Source organism: Mycobacterium sp., from assembly GCF_046330795.1.
Lineage (GTDB): Bacteria > Actinomycetota > Actinomycetes > Mycobacteriales > Mycobacteriaceae > Mycobacterium.
On sequence record NZ_JAXLSA010000002.1, the window covers coordinates 639,794 to 652,540 of the forward strand.

A 12,747-nucleotide genomic window follows, 5' to 3' on the forward strand; every position below is an offset into this window, starting at 1 on the left:
GTATTCTACCCCAAAGAGAATTCGATTCTCGTCGCGCGATAGTATCTTCTCGATTCTTACATCACCCTGGTCGGGGCGCCGTACCCGAACGCAGCGATCTCGCCGAGGAGGACCAGTGCCCGACCCGGTCGTACTCGCCTTCGAGGACCGCCGATACCGGCGCTCGGAGCTGGACGCCGCGGTCAACGGGTTCTCGGCGGTTCTCGGGCGCGCGGGAGTGCGGCCCGGCGACCGGGTGGCATTGATGTCGTCGAACCGGCCCGAGTTCGTGATCGCCCTCTATGGCATCTGGCGGGCCGGGGCCGCCGTGGTGTTGTTGAGCTCGTCGTGGAAACGCGCCGAACTCGAGCACGCGCTGGCACTCACGGCGCCCACGTACGCCGTGGGCGACCAACCGCTACTGGCCGAGCTGATGCCCATGCTCAGCCTCGATGATCCGATCCCGCCGCAGATCGACCCGGTGGGGCCGGTGCCGCCCCCCGCCGGCGACGCGGTTTTCGTCTTCAGCTCCGGGACCACGGGCCTGCCCAAGGCCGTCCGCCACACCCACGCCTCGTTCGCCGCCGCGGTCGGCCACTGGGGCCGGGCGCTCCAACTCGGGCCCACCGACCGGTTGCAGATCGCCACGCCGCCGTCGCACATCCTCGGTCTGCTCAACATCGCCACCGTCCTCGACCGGGGCGGTTACCTGCGGTTGCACCGGCGCTTCGACATCGACACCCTGTTGCGGCACATCGCGTCCGACCGCATCACCGTCGAGATGGCCGTGGCGCCCATCGCCCTGGCCATCGCGTCGCACCCGGACCTCGAGTCCTTCGACCTCTCGTCGCTGCGCTACATCATGTGGTGCGCCACGCCGGTGACGCCCAGCGTCGCCGAGACCGTCACCCGGCGCGCCGGGGTCACCTGGATGACCGCCTACGGTGCCAGCGAACTACCCGTACTGGCATGCAACGACCTCGAGGGCGGGCGGCTCGACACCGTCGGGCGCGCGCCCGCGGGGGTGCATCTGCGGGTGGTGTCCCTGGAGACCGGTGAGCTGTTGCCGGCCGGGCAGCCGGGAGAGATTCAGGCACAATCGGATTCGGTGATGGCCGAATACCTGCCGTCGGAGGACACCGCGGCAGCGTTCGACGACGGCTGGTACCGGACGGGCGACGTCGGCTACCTCGACGACGACGGCTACCTCCGGATCACCGACCGCGCCAAGGAAATGATCAAGGTGCGTGGCTTCCAGGTGGCCCCCGCCGAGGTCGAACGAGTGCTGCTGGGCCATCCCGCGGTCGCCGACTGCGCGGTGTTCGGCATTCCCGATGTCACCGACGGGGAGGTGGTGGTTGCTGCGGTGGCCACCCGGGCGGACGTAAATGCATCCGAACTCGTTGCACTGGTGGAGAATTCGCTGGCCGGCTACAAGCGCCCGCGTGACATTGTTTTCGTCGAGGAGATTCCGCGCCTGCCGTCGGGCAAGGTGCTGCGCCGGGTACTGAAGGAGCGCCATGGATGTACGTCTGACCACTGAGCAACAGCAGTTGCGCGACGCCGCGGCCGATTTGGCCGACGACCTGGGGCCGCGTTCGGTCGCCGCGCTCGAGGACGAGTCGCGGATCGCCCGGCTCGACAAGCAGTTGGCTGCCACCGGGTTTCGTTCGTTGCGGTCGGACGGCGCATCCGGGGTCGAGGTCGCGATCGTGGCCGAGGAGTTCGGCCGGGGCCTGGTCGATGCGGCCTTCCTGGGCCCGGTACTCGCCGACGAGCTGGCCCGCCACGTCGGCACCGACGCGTCCGACGCCACCGTCGCCGTCGGCGCGCAGGCCTTCGATGCCCGCGGCGCCGCGCGCGCACTGGCGCTCACCGACAACGTCGTCACGGCCGCCGCACTGGGCGACGCCGTGCCGTCGGCCGACCTGACCCGGGCGCGGGCCGCGCTGGGCCCGGCCGAGACCGTCGGTGAGCTCGACGCTGGAGCGGCACAACGTTGGCGCGCACTGGCATTGGTGATCACCACCGCCGACCTGGTCGGGGTCCAACGGGGCACGCTGGATCTGGCGGTCGAGTACGCCAAGATCCGCGAACAGTACGGGCACACCATCGGCTCCTACCAGGCCGTCGCGCACCTGCTGGCCGAGGCGCTGACCCTCACGGAGGGTTCGGTGAGCATCCTGCGCCACGCCGCGTGGGCCGTCGACGAGCTGCCGCCGGCCGAGGCGGTCCGCGCCGCGCAGGTGGCCAAGGTGTACTGCGCACGCGCCGCCCGCACCGTCTGCGAGACGTCCATCCAGGTGCACGGCGGCATCGGCAACACCTGGGAATGCCTGGCGCACGTCTACCTGCGCCGCGCGCTGACCTCGACCGAACTGTGGCCCGCCGAGTTGGAGGAGATTGATCTTGGACTTTCGTGATTCGGCCGACGAGGCCGCCTTCCGGGAGCGGCTGCGTGACTGGCTTGCATTGCACGCCAAGGAGTTCCCCACATCCGGGGACGAGTACTGGGCCAAGGCCGGGGACTGGCACCGCGCGCTCTACGAAGCCGGGTTCTTCGGGCTGTCCTGGCCCAGGGAGTACGGCGGACAGGAACTCGCGCCGGTCTACGACGTCATCCTCGACGAGGAGCTGGCCCGCGCCGGCGCACCGCCCCGCCCCAGCCTGGGCTACCTCGTCGTCGGCCTGGGACATCACGGCAGCAAGGAACTCCAGCAGCGGTTCCTGCCGGGCATGATCAACGGGACCGAACGCTGGTGCCAGGGCTTCTCCGAGCCCGGTGCGGGTTCGGACCTGGCGTCGCTGACCACCACCGCCGTCCGGGACGGCGACAACTGGTTGATCAACGGTCACAAGATCTGGACCAGCTACTCCGACATCGCCGACTGGTGCCTGGTGCTGGCCCGCACAGATCCGGAAGCCAAGCGGCACAAGGGTATCTCGGCGTTCATCTGCTCCATGCACCAGCCGGGGATCGAGCAGCGGCCGCTGAAGATGATCAGCGGTATCACCAAAGAGTTCGGTCAGGTCAGCTTCGACAACGCCGTCGTGCCCGCCGAGAACATGGTCGGCGGTCCCGGTGAGGGCTGGCCGCTGGCCATGACGGTCGTCGGCCACGAACGCGAGCCGTCCACGCTGGGCTTCGCCGCCCGGTACGGAAAGCTGGTGCGGCAGATGGCCAAGACGGTGCAACAGCGCGGGGACACCCCCTCGGCGGATCTGGCCTGGGCCGCGGTCGAGGTCGAGATGCTCACCCACCACGTCCGCCGCCGGCTCTCCGAACAGCTCAACGGCATCACGCACAACTCGAACGGCTCGATCGACAAGCTGCTGATGACGTGGGTCGACCAGTCCGTCGGGCACGCCGCCCTCGACGTCGCGGGCACCACGGATCCGGAACTGCTCAGCGCCTACATGTACAGCCGGTCGCAGAGCGTGATGGGCGGTACGTCACAGATCCAGAAGAACATCATCGCCTCACGAATCCTCGGACTGGGAGTGTAACGACATGTACGGCATGCCAACCGAAATCGATGTCCAGGCCGACGGTGCCCTGCGCATCATCACGCTCAATCGGCCCGACGCGCTCAACGCCGTCAACGACCCGCTGCACTGCGGCCTGGCCCGGCTGTGGGACGAACTCAGCGAGGATCAGGATGCGCGGGTCGCGGTGCTGACCGGCGCGGGGCGGGCCTTCTCGGCCGGCGGTGACTTCCACTACCTCGACGAGATCCGCCGCGATGACGCGTTGCGCGCCAAGACGATCAAGCACGGGCGCGACCTCGTTCTGGGGATGATCCGGTGCCGCATCCCGGTGATCGCCGCGGTCAACGGCCCGGCCGTCGGACTGGGCTGCAGCCTGGCCGCCCTGTCGGACATCGTCTACATGGCACCCACCGCGCACTTCGCGGACCCGCATGTGTCGGTCGGGCTGGTCGCCGCCGACGGTGGCCCGTTGGTGTGGCCCATGCAGATCAGCTTCCTGCAGGCCAAGGAATTCGCGTTGACCGGCCAGAAGATCAGCGCGCAACGCGCCCTGGAACTCGGGCTGGCCAACCATGTGGTCGAGGATCCGGTGGCCGAGGCGATCGAGTGCGCCCAGCGCATCCTGAAGCAACCGCAGCAGGCCGTGGAGGCCACCAAGCGGTTGATGAACATTCAGCTGGAGCGCTCGGTCCAGCATTCGCTGGACTATGCGAACCTGTCCGAGTTCGTGTCGTTCGGGACCGCCGACTTCAACAAGATCGTCGACCGCCTGATCGCCAAGTAGTGAGTGATTTCGGCGCGCCGACCGTCGCTGGGCGACGGAGAATGCACCGAAATCCCGATCGGAGGGCATCATGACCCGAGTCAGCGCCGACATCGGCGAACTGATCGCGGCCGCCCGCGCGGGGTCGCAGCGTGCGGCCGGCCGACTGCTCAGCCTGGTGGAGAGCCCGCGCCGCGACGAGGTCCTCTCGGTCATCGCCCCCGCGCCGATCCAAAGGATCGGAGTGACCGGCCCGCCCGGGGCCGGCAAGTCGACGACGGTGGCGGTGCTGGTCGGTGCGTACCGGGCCCGCGGGCTGCGGGTGGCGGTGCTGGCGGTCGACCCGTCCTCGCCCTACAGCGGCGGGGCGCTGCTGGGTGACCGGATCCGGATGGCAGCCCACATCAACGACGCCGACGTGCTGATCCGCTCGGTCGCCGCCCGCGGGCATCTCGGTGGTCTGGCGGCCGCGGTTCCGGCGGCGATCAGGCTGCTGGCGGCGCTGGCCTACGACGTGATCGTGCTCGAGACGGTCGGGGTGGGGCAGTCCGAGATCGAGATCGGTGCCGTCGCGGATCCGACGATCCTGATCCTCAATCCCGGCGCCGGTGACGCGATCCAGGCGGCCAAGGCGGGCCTGCTCGAGGTCGCCGATCTGGTGGTGGTCAACAAGGCCGACCGCGAGGGGGCCGACCAGACCGTCCGCGATCTGCGGGCCGAGACGCATGCGCCGATCCTGAAACTGATTGCGGCCCAAGGGGATGGGATCGACGAGCTGGTGGAGGCGATCGACGCGCACCGGCGATCCGACACTGCGCAGCGCCGGTCGGCCCGCGCCCGGGCGCAGATCCTGTCGCTGGCGCAGAGCCGGTTGCAGCACCATCCGGACCTTGACGCGCTGGCCGTCGCGGTGGCGGCCGGCGACAGTGATCCCTACACCGCGGCGGCCCGGCTGCTGGCGCCCCCGTCAGCCGAGTGAGGCGACGATCTGTGGCAGATCGGCGGTGGTCCGGATCCCCGGTGCCGCCGCGCACACCGCGGCCACGGCGTTGACGGCCCGGTTGGCGGTATAGGCAGGGGAGACCTCGGCCATGCGCTCGAGGGGGACAGGCATCCGCAGGTCGATCTCGAGGGGCGCGTCGCCGGCGACCGAGATGTGCCAACCGGTGTCGTTCAGCGCCCAGTCCTGCGTGAGTTCGCGGGTGCAGTACCAGTTGGCGCGGAACCGCAGCAGTGGCCGGCCGTTGCGGCTGCCGGTGATGGTGACCCGTTGCGCGCCAACACTTCCCGCTGGCAGGTGACCGGCGGCGATCTCGATGTCGCGCCGGGTGGTGGCAAATTCGCCGACGGCCGTGACCGAATCCAGCGGCAGGCCCAGGGTGTCGGCCAGTTGTCGCAGCGACGGCCCGAAGCTGTTCTTCAGGTACTCGGCCCGGAACTCCTCGAACGTGCCCGCCGGCTTGCCGAAGCCCATCACGTCGAACGGCAGCTCCGGTGAATTGCGTTGCGACAGATCGGCATACTCGTCGATGGCGAGGTGGTCGAGCCGGCGCTGGATCGACGACAGCGTCAGCGGCACGGCCTCGGTGATGAACCCGGGGCTCGACCCCGTGCTGTGGACGGAGGTGCTGCCGGCGGCGCAGGCCTTCTCGACGGCGTCGCGTACCGCGGCGTCCATCCCCGCCGGGTGATGGAACTGGCCCGCCGTGGTGACGACGTTGCAGCCCGCGGACAGTAACCGGCACACCACGTCGATGTCGGCGAAGTTCGGCATGTAGAGCACGCAGTCGGGTGCCAGTGCGACGATGTCGTCGACGCTGTCGGTGGCGATCACCCCGGTGGGCTCGGTGCCGCAGAGTTCGCCCGCGTCGCGGCCGGCCTTGTCGGCGCCGTGCACGTAGACGCCGGCCAGGTGCAGGCTGTGATGATCGATCAACGCACGCAGCGCGTAGCTGCCGATGGTTCCGGTGGACCACTGCACCACGCGGTATCCGTTGGTCGACATCCATTCCCTCGCTTCCGGGTACGGACCGGCGTTTTCTGCGTCCAGGAGAGGCTGGCCGTGGGCACCGGAGCAGGCCGGGTCAGCGACGAGTGTAAGGGGAGTTCTGGCGATGCGAGAACGTGGTTCTGCCGTTTGGGGCGCTAGCTGACGGCGAAGCCGTGGGCGCAGAAGCCCCAGACTTCTTCGGCTGTGATCGGATGCACACTCTCGTCGTCGGGCGGCGCGCTGGATTGGGCCGTGAACATGACGGTCTGCATCGTCATCGCGGCGATCCGCCGGGGGTTGACCCCGGGGCGCAGCGCACCCGCCGATTCGGCTTCGTCCATCAGTTCGGTGAACAACACGATCAGCGGTGCGTGCGCGATCCGGACCTCGGTCGGATGGGAGATGAGCAACTGTGGGGCGAAGTCGGTGAACAGCGGCCGTTTGGCGGCGGGATCCGGCCGAGAAAGCTCGAATAGCAACTCAATTGCCACTTTGAGGCGATCGAGCGGATCCGACTGTCCGGCGGTGGCCGCCCGGATCTGGTCGGCCGCACGGCTCAGCGCGTCCTCGAAGAGGGCCAGCAGTAGTTCGTGCTTGCCGTCGAACTGGAGATAGAAACTGCGCAGCGATTGCCGTGACCGGTCCACGACTTCCTGGACGGTGAAGTCGGTGCTGCCCTTCTCGGTGATGATGGCCTGGGCGGCATCCAGGAAGCGCTGCACGCGTTGGGCCGCGCGCAGCTTGGCGGTTTTGATCGACCGCTCGACGGCCCGCTGCTTCCAGGCGGGCTCTTCGCTGGGGCTGCTCACCAGGACCCGATTTTGCGGGGCCGAGGCAGGGTGTCGCGATTTGACATGCACGAACTGTACCGGAGAACGGAAAGGCATTGGGCCACTACGTGCCCAGGATTGGCACTTTTTTGAGATTATTACTTCCTCCGACCGAGAATGGTATTCTCCAATGACGCCAACGGGCCGCCTGGGTCCCGTGTCGGCTTTCGCCGGCCGTAATTGACGTCCCACGACGCGTATGAGGTGACTGGATGCTGCTGGAGTTGGATTCCGATCAACGGTTGTGGCGCGATACGGCGCGTGACGTGCTGGCGAAGGAATGCCCGGCGTCGTTCGTGCGCAGCGTTGCCGAGGACCGGACCGGCTCGGTGGATACCACTCCGTTGTGGCGCAACTGGATCGCACAGGGCTGGACCGAACTCACCGAACCCGGTGAAACCGTCGAGCTCGGCATCCTGATCGAGGAACTCGGCCGGGCCACCGATCCGACGCCGCTGCTGGCCACCCTGACGCAGTTCAACCCGCTGGTGCCCGGCCACGCCGATCCGGCGCGCAGCGGCGCGGCCGTCTACGACGGGATCACCGCCGCGCGGTCCGGTGCCGGGTGGGTGCTCGACGGTACGGCTCGCCACGTCCTCGACGGCGATCGGGCCGAACGGCTTGCGGTGGTCACTCCCGCCGGTGTGTTTCTCGTTGACGCCGAACAGGTTTCGTCTCGACGCGTGCCGGTGTTCGACCCGGTGTTGCACGTCGCCGAGGTGACGCTCGACGGTCTCGAGGTCAGCCACGCCAGCCAGGTTGCCGGAGCTGATGTGGCGGGGGGCCGGGACGTCGCGCTGACCGGCATGGCCCTGACCATGGTGGGCGCCTGCCAGCGGGTGCTCGACCTGGTGCTCGAACACGTCCGGGATCGGCAGCAGTTCGGTGTGGCGATCGGTTCCTTCCAGGCCGTGCAGCACAAGGCCGCTGATATGCACGTGGCGATCGAACGGGCCCGTGCGCTGTCCTACTTCGCGGCGCTGACCATCGCCGACGACGACCCGCGGCGCCGGCTGGCCTCGGCGATGGCCAAGGCCGCGGCCGGGGAGTGCCAGTCGCTGGTGTTCAAACACGGCGTGCAGTTGTTCGGTGCCATGGGTTTCACCTGGGAGAACGATGTCCAGTTCGCGCTCAAGCGCGCCAAGGCCGGCGAGCTGATGCTCGGTGGAGCCGCCGAACACCGGGCCGTCGTCACCGACACCACGCTGGCGGGACGAAGCCAGTGCAGCTGACATTCGACGCCGAGGTCGAGGCCTTCCGCGCCGACTTCATCGCGTTCCTGGACGAACACCTGCCCGATCCGGCGGTGACGGCGCAGCGTTCACGCTCGACGGCCGACATCCCGGAGTGGGCCCGGGACTGGCAGCGAGCGATGTTCGACAACGGCTGGCTGCTGCCCGGCAATCCGCCGGAGTTCGGCGGCCGCCACGCGTCGATCCTGCAGCAGTACGTCCATCGCGACGAGCTGTCCAAGCGGCGCATCTACCAGAGTTTCAACCCGCAGGGGCTCGGCATCATCGCCGCCTCGCTGCTGTCGTTCGGCACCGATGAGCAGAAGCAGCGCTGGGCGGTGCCGATCCTGCGCGCCGAGATCACCGCGGCGCTCGGGATGAGCGAACCCGGTGCCGGCTCGGATCTTGCGTCGCTGCGGACTTCCGCGGTTCTGGAGGACGATCACTTCGTCGTCAACGGACAGAAGGTGTGGACGTCGGGCGCGCACCACGCCGACGTCATCCTGACGTTCGTGCGCACGGACCCGGATGCACCCAAGCACAAGGGGATCAGCGTCCTGGTCATCCCGACGGACACCCCGGGCGTCGTGCGCCGGCCGTTCGCCTCGATCTGCGGGCACGACGATCTGGATTTCAACGAGGTCTTCTTCACCGATGTGCGGGTGCCCAAGGAGAACCTGGTCGGTCCGCTCAACGGCGGCTGGGGTGTGGCCAACGGTTCGCTGGGCCATGAGCGCACGCTGCTGTGGCTGAGCTACGCCGACTGGCTCGAGCAACTCGTCAACGACTTCACCCCGGTGACGGCACTGGACCGTGACCGGTACGCCACTTTGGTCATGGATACCTACGCGTTGCGCGCGCTCGGCTCGATCGCGCTGTCCCGCGAGGCCCGCGGTGAGCAGGACGTGCCGGCGTTGTCGGTCCTGAAACTCTTTGGCTCCGAGGCGTTTCAGGATTCGGTCGGGTTCGCGCTGGAGTCCGCGGGCGCCGATGGGCTGGCGCACCCCGCGTCGACGGCGCCGTTCGCACCGTTCGGTGAGGACGCGACGAGCACCAGCTGGTTCGAACGCTTCGCGCGCAGCTTCGGCGGCACCATCGCCGGCGGGACCTCGGAGATCCAGCGCGGCATCATCGCCCAGCGCGTCCTCGGCCTCCCGCGCGCCTGACCCTATTTCCGCGAGTGTGCATGTCGCTGCACGACACGCCGACGCTGGGCGGACTTTTGCGCATCTTCGCCACACCTAAGTAGGCCGACGGCCGAGCACGTCCAAATTGCAGTGGCGTTCTACTGCACCCGCCTGTGGTGGCCGGGCTGAGGATTCCCCCGAGAGTGGCGGTGACACCACCGCCTGACGGTCGACACACCAGGGGGCATTCGTGACGCACGATCGCAGGACGGCCACCTCGAGCGCCGTCACATCTGCCGGTGACACGTCGGTCCTTCGATGACGCGATCCGTCGACATCGCGGCGCTGCCACCCGTACCGGACAGCCCGCTGCCCTATCGACGCCGGCTCAACGCCATCAGGGCCTACTCCACCGGCGCGGAGGTTCTGCGGGACGCCGGCGGTTCGGTGACCAGATGCTGGCTGGCGCCCCGCTGGGTCATGCCACCGGTGGCCGTCGTCACCTCACCGCAGGGTGCTCGCGATGTCCTCGGCCGCACCGACGGCCGCATCGAAAAAGCGCTGCCGATATATGACGAACTTCGCCGGGTGATCGGCGGGAACGTGTTCGTCTTCCGACAGGCTGCGTGGCTGCCGCGCCGGCGGGCGCTCCAGCCCGTTTTCACCAAACATCACGTCACACAGTTCTCGGGACACATGGCCGCGGCTGCGGAGCAGATGTGCCTTCGGTGGCCGGATAACTACGAGATCGACCTGGCCGCCGAATGCCGGAAGCTGACGCTCAGAGCGCTGGGTCACTCCGTCCTGGGCGTCGACCTCGGTGACCGCGCTGCTGCTGTCGAGCATGCGATCGGGAGTGCGCTGAAATACTGTGCGGATCGAGCATGGCGGCCGCTCCGAGCCCCGTCCTGGCTCCCCACTCCGGCGCGCCGGCGAGCACGCAAGGCCAACCTGGAGGTACATCGACTGGCCGCGGAGATCCTCCGAACCTGTCGTGCGGACCCGACGGTAGATGCCCCCCTGGTTCGTACCCTGATCGGCGCCGTTGATCCTGATTCGGGAAAGATGCTGTCGGACAAGGAAATCTGCGATGAACTGGTCCTGTTCATCCTGGCCGGGCATGACACCACCTCGACCACCCTGACCTACGCATTCTGGGCGTTGGGGCGCCACCCCGAGATACAGGAGCGCGTTGCCGCCGAGGTCGCGGCGCTGGGGCAGCACCCACTGACGCCGGCGGATGTCGCGCAGCTGCCCTACACCGTCCAAGTCCTGAACGAATCGCTGCGGCTCTGCCCGCCGGGCGCATCGAACCCGCGAATGGTGATGGCCGACGTCGACATCGACGGCTATCGGGTGGAGTCCGGCACAGTGGCCATGGTCGGCATCTATGCAATGCACCGTGATCCGGCACTCTGGGACAACGCGCTGCAGTTCGACCCTGATCGATTCAGCCCGCAGAACTCCAAGGGCCGTGACCGCTGGCAGTTCCTGCCGTTCGGCGGTGGGCCGCGCAGCTGCATGGGTGACCACTTCGCCATGTTGGAGGCGACCTTGGCGCTGGCAACCACCATCCGTGAGTTAGAGATCTCTTCCCTCTCAGAAGAATTCCCACTCGCGCTGCCATTCACGATGGTCGCCGAAGGTCCCATCCGTGCCCGCGTACAGCGCCGGTCCACTGCGAAGACATCGTCATGAGGCGCCTCCCAGTGGTGTCCGCCGAGGCCGTCGGACGACCGTTGTACGGGCTCGGCGGGTTCGTGGGCATGACACTGGACACGTTGGTGATGATGTTCAGACGCCCGTTCGCTTGGCGTGAGCTGATCTTGCAAACATGGTTCGTCACAAGGGTTTCGATCCTCCCGACGCTATTGCTGGCGGTGCCGTTCACAGTACTGACCGTCTTCACGTTCAACGTCCTGCTGGTCGAGTTCGGTGCCGCCGACTTCTCCGGCAGTGGGGCCGCATTCGGAGCGGTGACGCAGATCGGGCCGATCGTCACGGTGCTCGTTGTCGCCGGTGCGGGGGCGACCGCGATGTGTGCCGACTTGGGCGCGCGCACGATTCGCGAAGAACTCGATGCTCTGAAAGTGATGGGCGTGAACCCCATTCAGGCGCTGGTGGTACCACGTGTCCTGGCGGCGACCGTAGTTGCTCTGTTCCTGTCCTCGTTGGTCATTCTGGTCGGCATTGCCGGCGGGTTCATGTTCTCGGTGTTCTTGCAGCACGTCACACCGGGCGCGTTCGTCGGCGGGTTGACGTTGCTCACAGGCCTCTACGACGTCGTCATTTCGCTCATCAAGGCCACGCTGTTCGGTCTGACCGCCGGACTGATCGCGTGCTACATGGGGACATCGGTGGGCGGTGGACCCGCGGGAGTGGGCAACGCTGTCAATGAGACGGTCGTGTTCTCGTTCATGGCGCTGTTCCTCATCAACATCGTGGTGACCGCCGTCGGTGTCAAGGTCACACTGTGAGCGGGGCCCCAGCATTGGCGCAACGCCCACCCGACGGTCTGATGACATCGTTGGCCGAATGGCATGCGTGGTGGACGCGCCTCGGTGAACAGGCGCAATTCTACTGCAGGACAATCGGATCGATGGGCGACGCGTTCGCCAACTACAGAATCGAACTCGTGCGACTGGTGGCGCAGATGAGCCTGGGTACCGGAACCCTGGCGGTCATCGGTGGCACCGTGGTGATCGTGGGATTCCTGACGATCTCCACGGGCGCGCTGGTGGCCGTTCAGGGCTACAACGAATTCTCCCAGGTCGGCGTCGAGGCACTGACTGGTTTCGCGTCGGCCTACTTCAACGTCCGGCTGATCGCGCCACTGACTGCGGCCATCGCGATGGCCGCGACCATCGGCGCCGGTGCCACCGCGCAACTCGGTGCCATGCGGATCAACGAGGAGATCGACGCCCTCGAAGTGATGGGCATCCGCTCCGTCGCCTACCTGGCGTCAACCCGGGTCCTGGCTGGCGTCGTCGTGGTGGTGCCGCTCTATTGCGTGGCGGTGCTGATGTCGTTCCTGGCGGCCCGAGTGGGCACCACCGCCATCTATGGACAGTCCACCGGCGTGTACGACCACTATTTCCGTACCTTCCTCCAGCCGACGGACCTGATCTGGTCCTTCGTTCAGGCGAGTACGACTGCCCTGGTCATCATGCTCGTGCACACCTACTACGGATTCACCGCCAGCGGAGGGCCGGCGGGTGTTGGTGAGGCGGTCGGCCGGGCCACCCGTGCGTCGCTGGTGTCGGCGGTGTTCGTGACCCTGTTGGTGACATTGGCGGTGTACGGCCAGTCCGGCAACTTCAACCTGGCGGGGTAGCGA

General features: G+C 67.6%; 12 protein-coding genes. 10 read left to right on the forward strand and 2 right to left on the reverse strand.

Going from position 1 to position 12,747, the window contains the following annotated elements; all coding sequences use genetic code 11:
• The first annotated feature begins 115 nt into the window (after window positions 1-115).
• From U0R18_RS10260 to meaB, 5 genes are all read left to right on the forward strand, one after another.
• Window positions 116-1,522 (forward strand): class I adenylate-forming enzyme family protein, encoded by a 1,407-nt coding sequence (locus U0R18_RS10260; protein ID WP_526368061.1) that lies wholly within the window; start codon window positions 116-118, stop codon window positions 1,520-1,522.
• Entirely contained in the window at window positions 1,500-2,402 is a 903-nt protein-coding gene (locus tag U0R18_RS10265) for an acyl-CoA dehydrogenase family protein (protein ID WP_526368062.1), read from the forward strand. Before U0R18_RS10260 ends, U0R18_RS10265 begins: the two co-directional genes overlap by 23 nt.
• Window positions 2,389-3,486: an acyl-CoA dehydrogenase family protein gene (locus U0R18_RS10270; protein WP_526368063.1), complete on the forward strand. Its 1,098-nt coding sequence runs from the start codon at window positions 2,389-2,391 to the stop codon at window positions 3,484-3,486. The genes U0R18_RS10265 and U0R18_RS10270 overlap by 14 nt, the downstream gene beginning before the upstream one ends.
• A 4-nt stretch (window positions 3,487-3,490) precedes the next feature.
• Complete coding sequence (locus U0R18_RS10275; protein ID WP_526368064.1) at window positions 3,491-4,252, forward strand: enoyl-CoA hydratase/isomerase family protein; 762 nt, start codon at window positions 3,491-3,493, stop codon at window positions 4,250-4,252.
• Between the two features lie 70 nt (window positions 4,253-4,322).
• Window positions 4,323-5,210: a methylmalonyl Co-A mutase-associated GTPase MeaB gene (gene meaB, locus U0R18_RS10280; protein WP_526368065.1), complete on the forward strand. Its 888-nt coding sequence runs from the start codon at window positions 4,323-4,325 to the stop codon at window positions 5,208-5,210.
• On the opposite strand, the gene U0R18_RS10285 is transcribed toward meaB, so the two are convergent.
• Window positions 5,199-6,236, reverse strand: coding sequence for an NAD(P)H-dependent amine dehydrogenase family protein (locus U0R18_RS10285; protein ID WP_526368066.1), 1,038 nt, complete (start codon window positions 6,234-6,236; stop codon window positions 5,199-5,201). The two genes, meaB and U0R18_RS10285, sit on opposite strands and share 12 nt — an antisense overlap.
• Window positions 6,237-6,376: 140 nt before the next feature.
• On the reverse strand, window positions 6,377-7,108 hold the full coding sequence (locus U0R18_RS10290) for a TetR/AcrR family transcriptional regulator (protein ID WP_526368067.1): 732 nt from the start codon (window positions 7,106-7,108) through the stop codon (window positions 6,377-6,379).
• 155 nt (window positions 7,109-7,263) lie between these two features.
• On the opposite strand from U0R18_RS10290, the gene U0R18_RS10295 reads away from it, so the two are divergent.
• The 5 genes from U0R18_RS10295 to U0R18_RS10315 all read left to right on the forward strand — a co-directional run bounded on the left by U0R18_RS10295 (window position 7,264) and on the right by U0R18_RS10315 (window position 12,744).
• Window positions 7,264-8,283: an acyl-CoA dehydrogenase family protein gene (locus U0R18_RS10295; protein WP_526368068.1), complete on the forward strand. Its 1,020-nt coding sequence runs from the start codon at window positions 7,264-7,266 to the stop codon at window positions 8,281-8,283.
• Window positions 8,274-9,449, forward strand: a complete 1,176-nt coding sequence (locus tag U0R18_RS10300; RefSeq protein ID WP_526368069.1) for an acyl-CoA dehydrogenase family protein — start codon at window positions 8,274-8,276, stop codon at window positions 9,447-9,449. The genes U0R18_RS10295 and U0R18_RS10300 overlap by 10 nt, the downstream gene beginning before the upstream one ends.
• A 279-nt stretch (window positions 9,450-9,728) precedes the next feature.
• Window positions 9,729-11,108 (forward strand): cytochrome P450, encoded by a 1,380-nt coding sequence (locus U0R18_RS10305; protein ID WP_526368070.1) that lies wholly within the window; start codon window positions 9,729-9,731, stop codon window positions 11,106-11,108.
• Window positions 11,105-11,887 carry an MlaE family ABC transporter permease gene (locus U0R18_RS10310; RefSeq protein WP_526368071.1) on the forward strand — a complete coding sequence of 261 codons (783 nt, stop codon included), beginning with the start codon at window positions 11,105-11,107 and terminating at the stop codon, window positions 11,885-11,887. The genes U0R18_RS10305 and U0R18_RS10310 overlap by 4 nt, the downstream gene beginning before the upstream one ends.
• A gap of 41 nt (window positions 11,888-11,928) precedes the next feature.
• Entirely contained in the window at window positions 11,929-12,744 is an 816-nt protein-coding gene (locus tag U0R18_RS10315) for an MlaE family ABC transporter permease (protein WP_526368293.1), read from the forward strand.
• Window positions 12,745-12,747 lie beyond the last annotated feature (3 nt).